At 71.5% G+C, this 14,936-nt stretch carries 17 protein-coding genes; 6 read left to right on the top strand and 11 right to left on the bottom strand.

The genetic code is table 11. The features are described from left to right. Window position 1: 1 nt before the first annotated feature. Together ABZ370_RS09340 and ABZ370_RS09335 are read left to right on the top strand one after the other, a co-directional pair. Window positions 2–628 carry a class I SAM-dependent methyltransferase gene (locus tag ABZ370_RS09340; protein WP_358618531.1) on the top strand — a complete coding sequence of 209 codons (627 nt, stop codon included), beginning with the start codon at window positions 2–4 and terminating at the stop codon, window positions 626–628. Window positions 629–671: 43 nt separating this feature from the next. After that, window positions 672–1,172, top strand: a complete 501-nt coding sequence (locus ABZ370_RS09335) for a DinB family protein (protein WP_358618530.1) — start codon at window positions 672–674, stop codon at window positions 1,170–1,172. A gap of 321 nt (window positions 1,173–1,493) precedes the next feature. Here ABZ370_RS09335 and ABZ370_RS09330 read toward each other — a convergent pair whose 3' ends face one another. Genes ABZ370_RS09330 through ABZ370_RS09320 form a run of 3 tightly spaced genes read right to left on the bottom strand, consistent with a single transcriptional unit; the run spans window position 1,494 to window position 3,596 of the window. Beyond that, window positions 1,494–2,519, bottom strand: a complete 1,026-nt coding sequence (locus ABZ370_RS09330) for an EamA family transporter (RefSeq protein ID WP_358618528.1) — start codon at window positions 2,517–2,519, stop codon at window positions 1,494–1,496. Beyond that, window positions 2,516–3,130, bottom strand: a complete 615-nt coding sequence (locus tag ABZ370_RS09325; RefSeq protein ID WP_358618527.1) for a TetR/AcrR family transcriptional regulator — start codon at window positions 3,128–3,130, stop codon at window positions 2,516–2,518. The genes ABZ370_RS09330 and ABZ370_RS09325 overlap by 4 nt, the downstream gene beginning before the upstream one ends. A 58-nt stretch (window positions 3,131–3,188) precedes the next feature. Continuing rightward, on the bottom strand, window positions 3,189–3,596 hold the full coding sequence (locus ABZ370_RS09320; RefSeq protein WP_358618526.1) for a RidA family protein: 408 nt from the start codon (window positions 3,594–3,596) through the stop codon (window positions 3,189–3,191). 112 nt (window positions 3,597–3,708) lie between these two features. Here ABZ370_RS09320 and ABZ370_RS09315 point away from each other — a divergent pair, with 112 nt between their 5' ends. The 3 genes from ABZ370_RS09315 to ABZ370_RS09305 all read left to right on the top strand — a co-directional run bounded on the left by ABZ370_RS09315 (window position 3,709) and on the right by ABZ370_RS09305 (window position 6,215). Continuing rightward, the gene (locus tag ABZ370_RS09315; RefSeq protein ID WP_358618524.1) at window positions 3,709–4,104 is read left to right on the top strand and encodes a helix-turn-helix domain-containing protein; all 396 of its coding nucleotides are present in this window, start codon (window positions 3,709–3,711) and stop codon (window positions 4,102–4,104) included. Window positions 4,105–4,227: 123 nt separating this feature from the next. Beyond that, window positions 4,228–5,172 (top strand): SDR family NAD(P)-dependent oxidoreductase, encoded by a 945-nt coding sequence (locus tag ABZ370_RS09310; RefSeq protein ID WP_358618522.1) that lies wholly within the window; start codon window positions 4,228–4,230, stop codon window positions 5,170–5,172. A gap of 53 nt (window positions 5,173–5,225) precedes the next feature. Beyond that, window positions 5,226–6,215, top strand: coding sequence for an alpha/beta hydrolase (locus tag ABZ370_RS09305; RefSeq protein ID WP_358618520.1), 990 nt, complete (start codon window positions 5,226–5,228; stop codon window positions 6,213–6,215). A gap of 90 nt (window positions 6,216–6,305) precedes the next feature. On the opposite strand, the gene ABZ370_RS09300 is transcribed toward ABZ370_RS09305, so the two are convergent. The 5 genes from ABZ370_RS09300 to katG form a co-directional block, all read right to left on the bottom strand. Beyond that, on the bottom strand, window positions 6,306–7,052 hold the full coding sequence (locus ABZ370_RS09300) for an SDR family oxidoreductase (protein ID WP_358618519.1): 747 nt from the start codon (window positions 7,050–7,052) through the stop codon (window positions 6,306–6,308). 156 nt (window positions 7,053–7,208) lie between these two features. Beyond that, entirely contained in the window at window positions 7,209–7,538 is a 330-nt protein-coding gene (locus tag ABZ370_RS09295; protein WP_358618518.1) for a hypothetical protein, read from the bottom strand. Between the two features lie 71 nt (window positions 7,539–7,609). Further along, window positions 7,610–8,638, bottom strand: coding sequence for an enoyl-CoA hydratase/isomerase family protein (locus tag ABZ370_RS09290; RefSeq protein WP_358618517.1), 1,029 nt, complete (start codon window positions 8,636–8,638; stop codon window positions 7,610–7,612). 86 nt (window positions 8,639–8,724) lie between these two features. Next, entirely contained in the window at window positions 8,725–8,853 is a 129-nt protein-coding gene (locus ABZ370_RS09285) for a hypothetical protein (RefSeq protein WP_358618516.1), read from the bottom strand. Between the two features lie 74 nt (window positions 8,854–8,927). Next, window positions 8,928–11,147, bottom strand: a complete 2,220-nt coding sequence (gene katG / locus ABZ370_RS09280; protein ID WP_358618514.1) for a catalase/peroxidase HPI — start codon at window positions 11,145–11,147, stop codon at window positions 8,928–8,930. A gap of 248 nt (window positions 11,148–11,395) precedes the next feature. On the opposite strand from katG, the gene ABZ370_RS09275 reads away from it, so the two are divergent. Beyond that, window positions 11,396–11,806, top strand: a complete 411-nt coding sequence (locus ABZ370_RS09275; RefSeq protein ID WP_358618512.1) for a transcriptional repressor — start codon at window positions 11,396–11,398, stop codon at window positions 11,804–11,806. Window positions 11,807–11,860: 54 nt separating this feature from the next. Here the strand turns inward: ABZ370_RS09275 and ABZ370_RS09270 are convergent, their stop codons facing one another. The 3 genes from ABZ370_RS09270 to ABZ370_RS09260 are packed head-to-tail and all read right to left on the bottom strand — an operon-like array spanning window position 11,861 to window position 14,932. After that, on the bottom strand, window positions 11,861–13,114 hold the full coding sequence (locus ABZ370_RS09270) for a glycosyltransferase (RefSeq protein ID WP_358618510.1): 1,254 nt from the start codon (window positions 13,112–13,114) through the stop codon (window positions 11,861–11,863). A gap of 49 nt (window positions 13,115–13,163) precedes the next feature. After that, window positions 13,164–13,907, bottom strand: coding sequence for an SDR family oxidoreductase (locus ABZ370_RS09265; protein ID WP_358618509.1), 744 nt, complete (start codon window positions 13,905–13,907; stop codon window positions 13,164–13,166). Beyond that, the gene (locus ABZ370_RS09260; protein WP_358618507.1) at window positions 13,907–14,932 is read right to left on the bottom strand and encodes a Gfo/Idh/MocA family oxidoreductase; all 1,026 of its coding nucleotides are present in this window, start codon (window positions 14,930–14,932) and stop codon (window positions 13,907–13,909) included. The genes ABZ370_RS09265 and ABZ370_RS09260 overlap by 1 nt, the downstream gene beginning before the upstream one ends. Window positions 14,933–14,936: the final 4 nt, after the last annotated feature.

Raw genomic sequence — 14,936 nt, 5'->3', positions numbered from 1 at the left:
GATGAGCACCACTGATCCGGTCGCGTTCTGGGACGGCGTCTACGCGGCCCGACCGGCAGCCGCCAACCCGCGGCCGAATGTTCGCCTCACCGAGACGGTGGCGGGCCTGCCGCCCGGTGACGCGTTGGACCTCGGATGCGGCGAAGGCGGGGACGCGCTGTGGCTCGCCGGACAGGGGTGGCAGGTCACCGCCGCCGAGATCTCGCCCGTGGCGGTCGAGCGGCTCGCCGCCCTCGCCCGCTCACACGGTGTGGGCGACCGCGTCACCACCGTACGGACCGACCTGCACACGTCTTTCCCGCCCGGTGGGTTTGACCTGATCTGCGCCCACTACCTGCACACCCCCTGTGACCTGGACCGGGCAACCGTCCTGCGTTCGGCCGCCCACGCACTGCGCCCGGGCGGGCGGCTGCTGGTCGTCGACCACGGCTCGGCCGCGCCGTGGTCGTGGAACCAGGACCCCGATACCCGGTACCCGGGCCCGCGGGAGGTCGCCGCTGACATCGATCTCGCCCCGGAGACATGGACGGTCGAACGGGCCGACACCCCCCGTCGGATCGCGACGGGACCGGGCGGGCACACCGCCGAGGTCACCGACCATGTCCTCCTCATACGCCGCACCGCCTGACACGGTGGCCGACGCCGCCCCCGACGAAGGAAGGCGACCACTGTTGCCCAGCACCACGCGCCGCAACCGCCACCGCGACACTCCGCCGCCCCGGACCGGAAGCAGCGAGATCGAGGTTCTGCGCGGATTCCTCGACTACCTCCGGACCTCGATCGCCGCGAAGACCGACGGCGCCCCCGAGCCGCAGGTGCGAACACCCGCGGTGCCGTCGGGCACGAACCTGCTCGGCCTGCTCAACCATCTGACGTTCGTCGAGCGCTCGATGTTCCTCGGGGACGATGTCATCGACTGGCAGGCGACGTTCCAGGCCGCACCGGCGGACAGCGTGGCCGATGTCGTCGCCCACTACTGCGATGCGGTCAAGCGCGCGAATGATGTTCTCGACGGGTGCGCCGATCTGGGTGCACCGGTTCCTCGACGGCGGTCGGGCCGCTCCGCTCCCAGCGTCCGCTGGGCACTCACCCACATGATCGAGGAGACCGGCCGACACGCGGGCCACGCGGACATCCTCCGCGAAATCATCGACAGCACGACCGGCCGCTGATCCACCTGTTCCAGTTCACCGACTAGTTCTCGCGTCAGCCGTGTCTTCTTGGCCGGGGACGCCGCCCGCATCCACTCACAGGAGCCCTCCACCAGCACACATACGACGTCACAGTGACTACTCGCGCCTCGCCGGAACTCGTCTGGAAGCTGCTGGTCGACGCCGCGAGCTGGCCGCTGTGGTCCAAGGTGGACAGTCTGGACGCGGCACGGTCGGTCGACCTCGACCTCGACCCCGGCGGCGACGACGGCGTCGGTGCCGTCCGGGCGTTCCGAACGGGACGCACCGTGACCGGGGAGCGGCTGACCGAGAAGGTCCCGTTCAGCGTGGAGTGGCGGCATCGACATCCTCAGACCCGCGCGGCGTCTTCCCCCGGGGCCCGGTGTCCGGTGCCGGGGCGGTCGTTCGGGGCTTCGGGGCGGGGGTCGGGGTGGTGAGTACGGCGAGGCAGCCCACGACCAGGGCGATGCCGAACCATCCCAGCGGGGGCAGGCGTTCGCCGACCACCAGGACGGCCAGCACCGCCGCGACGGCGGGTTCCAGCAGGGAGAGGGTCGTCGCGGTGCTCGCCGGTACGTGCGTCAGGCCCCAGCCGAACAGGACGTAGCCGATGAACATCGGCACCAGGGCCATATAGGCGCCCACGGCGGCGTTGGACCAGGAGCTGAGCAGCGGGGCGCCGGTGGCCAGCAGTACGGGCACCAGCAGCAGGCCGCCCAGCCCGAAGATGGCGCCCATGGCCGCGCCGGAGGTGACGCCGCCGCTGATCAGGCGGTGGGCCGCCCAGGAGTACCCGGCGTAGGTGACACCGGCCACCAGACCCAGCGCCACGCCGAGCACGGTCGGTCCCATGGAAGGGCCCCCGGTGCCGGTGCTGCTGTGGGTGGCCGTGGCGGCCTCGGCCGCGCACAGCAGCACCGTCCCGGACAGCCCCAGCACGGCGCCCACCGTCCAGCGGCGTGTCAGGCGGCGTCCGTCCGCGGCCCGTTCGATCACGGCCGAGGCGAGCGGGGCCGAGCCGATCGACACCACGGTCCCGGCGGCGACCCCGGCCAGATGCATGGAGCTGTAGAACGCCAGCGGGTAGGCCCCCACCGCCAGCGCGCCGAGCAGCACCACACCGCGCCGGGTACGCAGCGCGGGCGCTTCCCGGGCGATGCGGGGGGCGGCGATGAGGGCCTGGAGCAGTCCGCCCAGGCCCATGGCGACGGCCCCGATCGCGAGTGGTCCCGCTCCCGGGGCGAAGGTCGCGGCGGTGCCCGTGGTGCCCCACAGCACCGACGCCACGAGCACACACAGCGAGCCCACGCCCACCGAACCGGCCGACCGTCCGGCGGGCCGCGTCACAGCCGGTCCACCAGGTCGGCCGCCATCGTCCGGGCGTGTTCCAGCCGTGTCCCCGCGCCCTCCAGGCCGGCGCGCGCCATCGCGCCCTCCAGCAGGAACGCCAGATGCTCCGCCATCGCGCGGGCCTCCCTGGGCCGCTCGGGCAGCAATTCCTCCAGGTGCGCGGCGAGCAGGGATTCCACTTCCTCCTTGTGGCGGCGCACCACGGCCCGCCCCTCGTCCCCGGCGGGCAGCTCGGCGGCCGCGTTGAGCAGACCGCAGCCCCGGAAGCCGTTCTCATAGGCGAAGGCCGCGTGATCGGTGTACGCGTCGAAGACGGCCAGCACGCCGCCGCGGCCGTCGCCGTCCCGGACGTCCTCCAGCCGTCGCCGGTACAGGTCCATCCACTCCTCGTGCCGCGCGTCGAGGTAGGCGACCACCAGATCGGCCTTGGAGGAGAAGTTGTTGTACAGGCTCATCTTCGCCACGCCCGCCTCGGCGGTGATCGTGTCGATCCCCGTGGCGGATACGCCGTCCGCGTAGAAGCGGCGTGACGCGGCGGCGAGCAGCCGCTCACGCGCCGCCCCTCGCCGCCTTCCGGGCTGCCGCGCCGCGGCGTCGGTCGTGCTCATTCCGCGCCCCCTTTCCGTTACTAGGTAGGTCAGTCTACCTAGTAACGTGGAGGATCGTTCAGTCGAGGACCGCGGTGGCTTCGATCTCGACGAGATGGTCCGGTATGTCCAGTGCCGCGACGCCCAGCAGCGAGGCGGGCGGGGCCGAAGTGACGCCCAGCTTCGTGGTCGCCCGGGAGATGCCCTCCAGAAGTGTGGGCATCTTGTCGGGCGTCCAGTCGACGACGTAGACGGTCAGTTTCGCCACGTCGTCGAAGGAGCCGCCCGCACCGGCGAGGGCGGTGCCGATGTTGAGGTAGCACTGCTCGACCTGCGCGGCGAGGTCGCCCTCGCCGACCGTGGCTCCTTCCGCGTCCCAGGCGACCTGACCGGCGACGAAGACCAGCTTCGAGCCGGACGCGATCGACACCTGCCGGTAGACATCGATGGTGGGCAACCCGCTGGGGTTCACCAGGGTGATGGCCATGATTCCCGCCTTCTTGTGACCGTGACCTCGTGGTCTCTTGTGGTTACTCGGAAACCGTAGGAGAGTGACCGCTGACATGGAAGAACGCACTTTTCAGTGACTGGGGAACCTCATGGTGACCAAGCAGTTTAAGGACGCTCCGGTCGACGAAGCGGACCTGCGGCGCGCGGACTCCCTGGCGCGGGAGATCTTCTCGGACGTCGCCAACAAGTGGGCGCTCCTGATCATCGAGATGCTGGGCGAACGCACCCTGCGCTTCAGTGAGCTGCGGGACGCGGTGGAGGGCATCAGCCACAAGATGCTCACCCAGAACCTGCGCATGCTGGAGCGCAACGGCCTGGTCGACCGGAAGGTGCACCCCACCGTGCCGCCGCGGGTCGAGTACACCCTCACCGAGCCGGGCCGGGCCCTGCGGGCGACCGTCGACGCGATGTGCGAATGGACCCACCGGTACCTCGGCCACATCGAGACCGCCCGCCAGGGCTCCCGCGCTGTCGGCGATCCGTAGCCGTTCTGTCGCCGAGGTGTCGGTGGCCGCTGGGATCTTCGTCGGCAGGGCGCTCACCCCGAGCGTCCGCCCGAGGGGCCGAGAGGCACTCCGGGCCGTCCGCCGCAAGGGAGCCCGTCCGCCATGCCCTCCACCTCGTCCACTCCGCCCTGGGACGTCCACCGGCTGCCGCGTGCCGACGACCGCGTCGTCCTGGTCACCGGCGGCAACGCGGGCATCGGGTACTTCATCGCGGAGCAGCTGTCCGCGACCGGCGCCACCGTCGTACTGGGCAGCCGTAGTCCGGGGAAGGCCGAGGCCGCCATGGCCGCGATCCGCGAGCGGGTCCCCGGTGCGCGGGTGCGCGCCCTGCGGCTGGATCTCGCCGACCTCTCGTCCCTCGAAACCGCGGTCGACGCACTGGAGTCGGCACACCTCGACGCGGTGGTGCACAACGCCGGGGTCGCCCTCGACAACCCGCCGCGCCGGGAGACCGCGGACGGCCACGAGCTGATGTTCGGCACCAACCATCTCGGACACTTCGCGCTCACCCGGTGGCTGATGCCACTGCTGTCGGCCGCACCGGCGGGCCGCGTCGTGACCATGGGCAGCTTCGCGGCGAAGACCGAACGGCTGGACCTGGACGACCCGCAGTCCCGGCGGGACTACCGGCCGGGGCGCACCTACGGACGCTCCAAGCTGGCCCAGATGTCCTTCGGGTTCGAACTCGACCGCCGCCTGCGCGCCACCGGCAGCACGGTGGCGAGCGTGGTGGTCCACCCCGGCGGCGCCCTGGACTCCCTCACTCCCTCGCGGCCGCCGGTGCGCATACGGACCGTTGGCGCCCGGCTCGGCGGGGCGCCCGCCGGGGTGCTCCTCCAGGGCAAGCACGCCGGGGCGTGGCCCGCGGTGCGGGCGGTGCTCGATCCCGGTGTGCGCGGCGGGCAGTTGTGGGGCCCGCGCGCCTTCGGCCTGCGCGGCAGGCCACGGGAGGAAGCGGTGTGGGCCCACCTCGCCGACACCGCCGTCGCGGCGCGGCTGTGGGACGTGAGCCGCACCCTGACCGGCGTCGACCCGGCGTGCGTATAGCATAGTTACTCAGCAGTAGAGCGCCGCGAGCCGCAACCGGAAGAGGAACCACAGTGCACAGCCCGGTCAAGCATGACGTCGTCGAGGTGAACGGAGTGCGGTTGCACATCGCGGAGCAGGGGGAGGGGCCGCTGGTCCTGCTGCTGCACGGCTTCCCGGAGAGCTGGTACTCCTGGCGCCACCAGTTCGGCCCGCTGGCCGAGGCCGGATACCGCGTCGTCGCCCCCGACCAGCGCGGCTACGCCCGCAGCGAGCAGCCCGAGGACATCGCCTCGTACAGCCTGCTCCACCTGGCCGGTGATGTGATCGGGCTGATCCGCGCCCTCGGCGAGGAGCAGGCGGTGGTCGTCGGACACGACTGGGGCGCGCCGGTCGCCTGGATCACCGCGATGCTGCGCCCCGACGTCGTACGGGCCGTGGCCGGGCTGAGCGTCCCGCCCGCGCTGCCCACCGGAATGGCCCCGCCCTCGGCCACCCGGACGTACTACGGCGAGGGCTTCTACCAGAACTACTTCCAGCAACCAGGCGTCGCCGACGCCGAGTTGGGGCAGGACATCGCCTCCTCCCTCCGCCGCATCCTGTTCAGCGGCTCCGGGGACAACCCGAGGAACGAACGCCCCCGGCCCTGGGTCATCCCCGAGGGCCGGGCCCTGCTGGACACCGTGCCCGAACCGGACCGGCTGCCCGACTGGCTCACCGAAGCGGACATCGAGGTCTTCGCCCGCGACTACGCCGAACACGGCACCCGGGCCTTCACCGGCCCCCTCAACTGGTACCGCAACATCGAACGCAACCAGGAGCTCCTCGCCCCCTTCCGGGGCCGTGGCATCGAGGTGCCCGCGCTGTACATGGTGGGCGACCGCGACCTGGTCACCTCGTTCCGCGGCGTGAACACCCTGCGCGCCTCACTGCGCCGGATCGTCCCCCGGCTGCACGACGAGGTGACCCTGCACGGCTGCGGCCACTGGACCCAGCAGGAGCGCCCGGACGAAGTCAACGCCGCCCTGCGGGACTTCCTCGTCCACCTGGACGGCCGCCGCTGACGGCCGCCGTCCCCCGCCCGGGCGGCGCGCCAGATCCCGTGGATCTCGTCCGCCGCCCCGGGCGCCGCGACCAGCAGGCCGCCCGACGGCTCAGAGCCGCAGATGCGACGCCCCGTTGAGGTCCAGCACCGTCCCCGACGCCCAGGTGGCCTCCGCCGACGCCAGATACACCACCGCGGCCGCCACCTCCTGCGGTGTGCCGACCCTGCCGAACGGACTCTGCCCCCGCAGCGCGTCCCCCGACTCCCCGGTCAGCCGTCCCGCCACCCGCTCGGTGGCGGTGAACCCGGGCGCCACCGAGGTGACCGCGATCCCGTGCGGCGCCAGCGCGACGGCGAGGGACTGGCCCAGGGCGTGCAGCGCCGCCTTGCTCGCCCCGTAGGCCGGATGGTCCGGCTCGCCACGGAACGCCCCTCGCGAGCCGATGTGCACGATCCGGCCGGGCACACCACGGTCGATGAGATGCCGCGCCACGCAGTAGCTCACGTTCGCCGCCCCGAGCAGATTCACGTCGACCATCTGCCGCCAGACCTGCTGCCAATCTGCGTACGACACGTCGGCCACCCCGTGCGCGTTGCCCTCCGACGTGGCCACGGCGGCGTTGTTGACCAGTACGTCGACCCCGCCCAGCGCCTCCTCGGCGGTGTCGGCGATCCGCTGCGCCGCGACCGGATCACCGAGGTCGCCACCGATGACGACATGGCCCGCACCCGGCAGCGCCGCCCGGGTCTCCTCCGCGTCCGCCGCCCGCGCCCCGTAGTGCACGGCCACCCGGTCGCCACGCTCCGCGAACGCCCGCGCGACCGCCCGTCCGATGCCCCGGGACGCACCGGTCACCAGAACACCCCTGCTCGGAGGACCAGACACAGCACACCACTCCCTCTGCGGCGGTTACATACGAAGCACCGCCACAGTAGGCCAGCACCGATACGCCCGCGAGCCCCGGACACACGAGACGGTGTCCGGGGCCCGCGAGGTGGCTTCAGCGCGCGGTCAGCACAGGGCCAGACCGTCGAACTGCGGAGCCAGACCGCGCTTGCTCTTGAACCCCTGGCCGGGCCCCAGGGTGTTGCAGCCGGAGTCGGGGGCGAAGGACCACACGACCTTGACCCGCTTGGTCGTCGAGCACCCGTTCTTCACGTAGGCCGTCTTCGAGATGGTGCCCTCGTCGACATTGACCTTCACACACGTGGGGGCCGCGGCGAACGTGGCGACGCCTCCCCGCGATTCCGCTGCCTGAGCTGTCCCGGCCGAGGTGGCGAGGGCCAGGGTGAGGACCCCGGCGGCCGCCGCCGACCGGCTCATGAATGCATGCCTGCGCACGTAGATTCTCCCGTTGGTGAAACCATCCGCCGCCGTAGCGGGCAGCGGTGCGATGACCTTACCTTCGGCCATCATCCAGCGGGTGCGAATTCCGTCTCGCCGCCGAGCAGTTGGGCGATCCGCTCGTGGGGAACCGCCTCCGCCGAGCCGAACGACCAGCGCGCGTCCCCGGTCTTGTCCACCAGCTTCGCCCGGACACCCTCGGCGAAGTCCGGCTCACGGACGAGCCGTTCCGCCACCACCAGATCGCGCCGCAGGCACTGGGCGAGGCTGTCGTGTTCGCCCAGGCGCAGCATCTCGTCGGTCAGCCGGAGGCTCAGCGGTGACGCGGCCGCGAGGGAGGTGAGCGTCGACTCCGCCCATGCCGAACCGTCCGCCCGGAGGCGGCCGACCACGTCGGACAGCGTGCCCGGTGCGAACGCCGCGGTGATGCGGTCGCCGGTGTCGTCCAGGTCGGACGGTGGCGCGGTACGGGCGTACTTGGCGAGCGCGTCCGCGGGCTCGGTGGTGTCCAGCGCGGCGGTGAACTCGGGCAGCTCGGCGGAGGCCACGAAGTGGGTCGCCAGCCCGGCCTTGACCGCGTCGGCCCCGCTCAGACGCGCCCCGGTGAGCCCGAGGTAGCGGCCGAGCGCGCCGCCGAGCCGGGGCAGGAAGTGGCAGGCACCGATGTCGGGAAAGAAACCGATGAGGGTTTCCGGCATCGCGAACACCGACCGCTCGGTGGCCACGCGCACCGCACCGTGCACGGAGATGCCGAGGCCGCCGCCCATGGCGACCCCGTCGATCAGCGCCAGGTACGGCTTGGGATACTCGGCGATCTCCTGGTTCAGGGCGTACTCCTCGCGGAAGAAACGCGTGGTGGCGGCGGAGTCGCCACGCAGCGCCGCCTCCCGGATCGCCCGGATGTCACCTCCCGCGCAGAACGCCCGCGGGGTGCCGCTGCGGACGACGACCGCGCGGACACCGGGGTCGTCGCGCCACCGGTCCAGCGCGCCGCGCATGGCCAGCACGGTGTCGGTGTCGAGCGCGTTGAGCGCGGACGCGCGGCTGAGCACCAGATGCGCCACCCCCTCGCGCAGCGAGGTTTCGACAGTCGTCATGAATGCCTCTCACATCGTTCGGCAGGCCCGGAACCCTCACGGTAGACAGGGCGCCCACCGCCCACCACGTCGGCCCCCGCCCCCGGCTACGGGGTGTCCGGACGGAGCACCCCCGCGCGGTCGTGCGGTACGCCGCGTCGGCGGATTCCCGTACCGGAAGCGTCCGATGCGCGCGCCTTGCCCTCGGCCATCCAGGTGGTCACCCCGTACAACATGCCGTGAACGTGGCCTGAAACACGTCCAGGCCGACCCGTGCGGGCCGGCCTGGACGCTATCTATTCAGAACTGATCAGACGAGGTCGAACCGGTCGAGGTCCATGACCTTGGCCCACGCGGCGACGAAGTCGTTCACGAACTTCTTCTTCGCGTCATCGCTCGCGTAGACCTCCGCGAGCGCGCGCAGCTCGGAGTTCGAGCCGAAGACGAGGTCGGAACGGGTGCCGGTCCACTTGACCTCGCCCGTGGCGCTGTCGCGGCCCTCGAACGTGTCCTGCGCCTCGGACGTCGACTTCCACTCCGTGCCCAGGTCGAGCAGGTTGACGAAGAAGTCGTTGGTCAGCGTGCCCGGGGTGTCGGTGAAGACACCGTGCGAGGACTGGGCGTGGTTGGCGCCCAGCACACGGAGGCCACCGACGAGAACCGTCAGCTCGGGGGCGCTCAGGGTCAGCAGGTTCGCCCGGTCCAGCAGCAGGTACTCGGCCGGGAGCCGGTTGCCCTTGCCGGTGTAGTTGCGGAACCCGTCGGCCTTCGGCTCCAGCGCGGCGAACGACTCGGAGTCGGTGTGCTCGTCGGTCGCGTCGACGCGGCCCGGCGTGAACGGCACCTCGACGGCGTGGCCGGCGTCCTTGGCCGCCTTCTCCACGGCCGCGGAACCGCCGAGCACGATCAGGTCGGCCAGGGAGACCTTCTTGGCGCCGGAGTTGAACTCCTGCTGGATGCCCTCAAGGGTGCGCAGCACCGTGGCGAGCTGGTCGGGGTTGTTGACCTCCCACCCGCGCTGCGGCTCCAGGCGGATGCGGGCACCGTTGGCGCCACCGCGCTTGTCGCTGCCGCGGAAGGTCGAGGCCGACGCCCACGCGGTGCCGACCAGCTGCGAGACGGTCAGGCCCGAGTCAAGCAGCTTGGCCTTCAGGGCCGCGATGTCCGCGGCGCCGATGGTCTCGCCCTCGGCCGCGGGCAGCGGGTCCTGCCACAGCAGATTCTCTTCCGGGACCTCCGGCCCGAGGAGGAGCGACTTCGGGCCCATGTCGCGGTGGGTCAGCTTGTACCAGGCCCGCGCGAAGGCGTCCGCGAACTCCTGGGGGTTCTCGTAGAAGCGGCGCGAGATCGGCTCGTAGATCGGGTCGAACCGCAGCGACAGGTCCGTGGTGAGCATCTGCGGGCGGAGCTTCTTCGACGAGTCGAAGGCGTGCGGGACGACCTCAGGGGCGTCCTTGGCCACCCACTGGTTGGCCCCGGCCGGGCTCTTGGTCAGCTCGTACTCGTACTCGAAGAGGTTCTTGAAGAACCCGTTGCTCCACTGGGTCGGGGTCGTGGTCCAGGTCACCTCCAGTCCGGAGGTGATCGCGTCCGCGCCCTTGCCGGTGCCGAAGGAGTTCCGCCAGCCCAGGCCCTGCTCCTCGATCGAGGCGGCCTCGGGGTCGGCGCCGACGCTCTCCGCCGGGCCCGCGCCGTGGGTCTTGCCGAAGGTGTGACCGCCCGCGATCAGGGCGACCGTCTCCTCGTCGTTCATCGCCATCCGGCGGAACGTCTCACGGATGTCCCGGGCCGCCGCGAGCGGGTCCGGGTTGCCGTTGGGGCCCTCCGGGTTGACGTAGATGAGGCCCATCTGGACCGCGCCGAGGGGGTCCTCCAGCTCGCGGTCGCCGGTGTAGCGCTCGTCGCCGAGCCAGGTGGTCTCGGGGCCCCAGTAGACGTCCTCGTCGGGCTCCCAGACGTCGGCGCGGCCGCCGGCGAAGCCGAAGGTCTCGAAGCCCATCGACTCCAGGGCCACGTTACCGGTGAGGATGATGAGGTCGGCCCACGAGAGGCTCTGGCCGTACTTCTTCTTGACCGGCCACAGCAGACGGCGGGCCTTGTCGAGGTTGCCGTTGTCCGGCCAGCTGTTCAGGGGGGCGAAGCGCTGCTGACCGGCGCCGCCGCCACCACGGCCGTCGCTGATCCGGTAGGTGCCCGCGCTGTGCCAGGCCATCCGGATCATGAACGGGCCGTAGTGGCCGAAGTCGGCCGGCCACCAGTCCTGCGAGGTGGTCAGCACCTCGGTGATGTCCTGCTTCACGGCCGCGAGGTCGAGGCCCTTGAACGCCTCGGCGTAGTCGAAGTCCTCGCCGAGGGGGTCGGCCACGGCAGGGTTCTTGGCAAGGATCTTCAGATTGAGCCGCTCCGGCCACCACTGCCGGTTTCCGCCGCCCTGGGTCGGGTGCGGGGCACGCCCGTGCGCGACCGGGCAGCCACCTTCACCCTCGCCCTCCTTGGCGTCGACGACGATTGCTTCATGGTTCTCAGACATGGGAATCCTTCCGGACCAGGCGGATCAGGTGCCCAGGGACTGCGGGCGGTGGAACAGTCGGGGCCGGGCCCCACGTCTCCGTCTCCTGCCGAATTGGAGTCTTCCTGTCCCTTGGCTATCGCCGGAACCGATCCTACGATGGACAGAGTCTAAGTCAATAAGCACGCCAAACCCAGATCCCATCAGAGTCCCGGACACCCTCGGGTTAAGATCGGGACATCCCACCGAACGTGAATAGGTGAGCCTGTATGAGTGACCTGCTGCGGCGACTGCGAGGACGTGGCTGGCGGATGACATCCCAGCGACGCGTCGTCGCGGAGGTCCTCGACGGGGACCATGTCCATCTCACCGCCGACGAGGTGCACGCCCGCGCGGCGGAGCGGCTGCCCGAGATCTCCCGGGCGACCGTCTACAACACCCTGGGCGAGCTGGTCTCCCTCCGGGAGGTCATGGAGGTCTCCACCGACGGCCGCGCCAAGCGCTACGACCCCAACGCTCACCACGCGCACCAGCACCTGGTGTGTTCCAGCTGCGGCACCATCCGTGACGTCCACCCCACCGGCGACCCGCTGGCCGCCCTCCCGGCGGAGGAGCGTTTCGGCTTCACGGTCGCCGAGGCCCAGGTCACCTACCGCGGGCTCTGCCCGTCCTGCGTCTGAGTCAGGGGGCTGCCGGTCACCGCGTGGCGCGGTGACCGGCAGCCGGTCACCGCGTCAGGCGGCGGTGTCCGCCGAGCGCTGCTCGTGCCAGCGCCGCACCCACTCCTCCAGGATGTCGACGGCCTTGCCCGTGCCGTCCTCGGCACGCACGGTCTCACCGATCGTGGCGGCCTTGTCGCGGACGGCCTCGTCGTTCAGGGCGACGCCCAGCGACTCGTCGAGGGCCTCGGGGGTGAACTTGGCGTACGGCACGGGCTTGGCCGCGACGCCCAGGGCGTGCACCTGCGCCGCCCAGAACGGGCTGTCGGCGAACGTCGGCACCACGACCTGGGGAGTTCCGGAGCGCAGCGCCTCACCGGTGGTGTTGCAGCCGCCGTGGTGGATGACGGCCGAGGAGCGGGGGAACAGCCACGGGTAGTGCGCGTCGTCGACCCGGAACACATCGTCGGGGACGGTGTCGGGGCCCCCGCCCACCAGCACGAGCCGCCGGCCGTGGGAGCGGACGACGTTCAGCACCTTCTCCAGGGTCTTCGTCGGCGGGTGCACCGGCCAGATGCTGCCGAAGGACAGGGTCACCGGGGGAGTGCCGGACTCCATGAACTCGGCCAGCTCGGGGGAGGGCTCCCACTTGCGGTCCCAGAACCAGTAGCCGGTGATGTGCGAGAGGTCCGGCCAGTCGGCGGGCTCCGTGAACAGCGTCCGGCTCACCGGGCAGATCAGCGGAACCTCCCGGCCCAGACTGCCGTACGGCGCACCGAAGGGAAGCGCCGAAAGCCCCGCCTCCTTGCGGTAGTTGCCCATGGTGACCGAGTCGAGCACGCCCCCGAGGCGGTGGGTCAGCCGGTTGTACATTCCCCCCAGCTTGACCTGGGGCGCCATCATCGCCGGCCACTGGGAGGTCGGGTTCAGCGGCCACCAGCTGAGCGAGGCCCACGGGGTGGTGCCGTCGTCCTCGAACATGATCCGGCTGAGGATGCTGTTCACCACCAGATCGGCACCCTCGGACACCTCCGCGACCCGGGCGGCGAGCTCGCGGCTCCGCTCGGCGCTCTGCCGCGGCACCTTGCGGGCGGCGCGGAAGAGCGAGGCGCCCTGTTGCAGCGCCTCGACGAGGGCCGGGTGCTGCAGAAAGTCGCGAGGGCTGCCCGGCAGCGGAGCGAAGTCCAGCTCGGCTTCCCGCGCCAGCGGGGCGAAGTCCTCGTGGGTGGCGAGCGTCACCGTATGGTCCCGGGACCGCAGTGCCCTGCCCAACGCGACGAAGGGCTGGACGTCGCCACGGGACCCCGTGACGACCAGCGAGACGTGCATGACTCCTCCGTAGGAGAGTTGCTGATGAGACGGTGCCGGGCGGGGGCGCTCAGTAGTACGGGACGTACCGGTCGAGCATCCGGTCGAGATAACCGGGCTCGGTGACCGACTTCATCCCGGGCAGCAGCCCGCACAGCTTGCCGATCGAGACCCGGGTCATCGTCGGCGCCGCGTCCACCACTTCGTGCCGTGGGCGGGCCGCCATGCGCTGCTCGATGCCCAGGACGAGTTCCTCGACCGGCCGCGGCACGCCGGAGGCGACGTTCACCACCTCGCCGTGCACATCCTCGGTGAGCAGTCCGTCGATCGCCCGGACCACGTCGGCCACGTCCACCAGGTCGCGGTGGGCGTCGCGGTACAGGGTGACGCTGCCCTCGCGTATCTGGCCGACGAACGACGGCAGCAGCTGGTGCGGCCGCTGCCACCGGCCCACCGCGTGGCTCAGACGCAGGACCAGCCAGTGGGCGCCGGTCTCGGCGACGGCGCGCTCCAGCATGAGTTTCCGCTCGCCGTAGGGCGACAGCGGGTTCACGGGGGCGTCCTCACCGACGGCGGTGTCCGTGTCCGTGAAGCCGTACAGCGCGTGCGAGGCACTGGACAGGAAGACGAGGCGGCGGCCCTCGCGCCGACAGCGCAGCGCGGTCTCCCGCACCAGCGCCTCCTCGCGGGCGAACGCCTCCTCGGCCCGTACGCCGGTGCTGGACACCCCGGCGGCCAGCACCGTCGCCTGCGGGTGCCGGTCCTCGACCGTGGCCAGGTTGCGGGCGATGAAGCCCCTGCCGATGATCTCCATCAGGCCTGCTTCCGCCCCTCGGCGCGGAGGGCCGACTCGGAGATCCGGCCGAGCAGTTCGGCGGTGCGGACCGTCGTGGCGGCCCATGCGGTGTGGCCCGTGTCGGTTCCCGTGGCCCGGGTCCGCCGTACCGCGTCGGCGAACGAGGCCACCGAGTGGGCGAACTGGTGCTCGGCCGGGAACACGATCTCCTCGGCGTGGTCCTGCTCGTCGATGCGGACCAGTGGCGACATGGTGTGCGGCGGGGTGAACGCCCGGTCGACGGTCAGCCGCCCCTTGCTGCCCCACAGGGTGTACTTCGCGCCGTAGCTGTGCTCGAAGCCGAAGGTGACGGTCGCGGTTGCCCCGGCCGGGGCCATGAGCAGGGCGCTGCCCGCCACGTCGACCCCCGACTCGGGGTCCATGCGCAGTGCGGACCCGGCGACGGTCAGTTCGTCGCCGAGGAAGTACTGGGCGAGCCGGACGGGGTAGATCCCGGCGTCGAGGAGGGCGCCGCCGCCGAGGTCCGCCCGATAGCGCACATCGGTGGGGGGCAGCGGCGGGAAGCAGAACGACGCGTCGATGTGCCGGAGCTCCCCGATGCGGCCGTCCGCCAGCAACCCGGCCACCCGCCGGTGCAGTCCGTGGTGGACGAACGCGATGTTCTCCCGCAGGACGAGCTTCCGCTCCGCCGCCAGCCGCACCAGGTCCGCGGTGTCCTGCGGGGTGGTGGTGAGCGGCTTCTCGGCCAGCACATGCTTGCCGTGGGTGAGCAGTTCACGCGCCCACTGGTGGTGCAGGGCGTTGGGCACTGAGACGTAGACGGCGTCGATGTCTTCGCGTGCGACGAGCTGTTCGTAGCCCTGGACGGCGGCGCAGCCGAAGTCGGCGGCGAAGTCCTCGGCCTTCTTCAGGTCGCGGCTGGCGATGGCGACGATCGTGGTGTCCGGGAGGTCGCGCAGCGCGGGGAGTGTCCGCCGCCGGGCGATCGAGGACGCGCCGAGGACGCCGACGCGCAAGGGGGCGGACTCGGAGGGCTTATCCATCGCT

It is taken from the genome of Streptomyces sp. NPDC005962, from assembly GCF_040629205.1.
GTDB lineage: Bacteria > Actinomycetota > Actinomycetes > Streptomycetales > Streptomycetaceae > Streptomyces.
The sequence above is the reverse complement of the archived record's forward strand: the minus strand, read 5'-3'. Positions and strand labels throughout refer to the sequence as shown.

Coding starts and splice junctions, on each gene's coding strand:
- ABZ370_RS09315 (WP_358618524.1), top strand. CDS start 3,709: ATGGTGACCAAGCAGTTTAAGGACGCTCCGGTCGACGAAGCGGACCTG.
- ABZ370_RS09325 (WP_358618527.1), bottom strand. CDS start 3,130: ATGAGCACGACCGACGCCGCGGCGCGGCAGCCCGGAAGGCGGCGAGGG.
- ABZ370_RS09285 (WP_358618516.1), bottom strand. CDS start 8,853: ATGTTGTACGGGGTGACCACCTGGATGGCCGAGGGCAAGGCGCGCGCA.
- ABZ370_RS09260 (WP_358618507.1), bottom strand. CDS start 14,932: ATGGATAAGCCCTCCGAGTCCGCCCCCTTGCGCGTCGGCGTCCTCGGC.
- ABZ370_RS09275 (WP_358618512.1), top strand. CDS start 11,396: ATGAGTGACCTGCTGCGGCGACTGCGAGGACGTGGCTGGCGGATGACA.
- ABZ370_RS09270 (WP_358618510.1), bottom strand. CDS start 13,114: ATGCACGTCTCGCTGGTCGTCACGGGGTCCCGTGGCGACGTCCAGCCC.
- ABZ370_RS09290 (WP_358618517.1), bottom strand. CDS start 8,638: ATGACGACTGTCGAAACCTCGCTGCGCGAGGGGGTGGCGCATCTGGTG.
- ABZ370_RS09320 (WP_358618526.1), bottom strand. CDS start 3,596: ATGGCCATCACCCTGGTGAACCCCAGCGGGTTGCCCACCATCGATGTC.
- ABZ370_RS09340 (WP_358618531.1), top strand. CDS start 2: ATGAGCACCACTGATCCGGTCGCGTTCTGGGACGGCGTCTACGCGGCC.
- katG (WP_358618514.1), bottom strand. CDS start 11,147: ATGTCTGAGAACCATGAAGCAATCGTCGTCGACGCCAAGGAGGGCGAG.
- ABZ370_RS09265 (WP_358618509.1), bottom strand. CDS start 13,907: ATGGAGATCATCGGCAGGGGCTTCATCGCCCGCAACCTGGCCACGGTC.
- ABZ370_RS09310 (WP_358618522.1), top strand. CDS start 4,228: ATGCCCTCCACCTCGTCCACTCCGCCCTGGGACGTCCACCGGCTGCCG.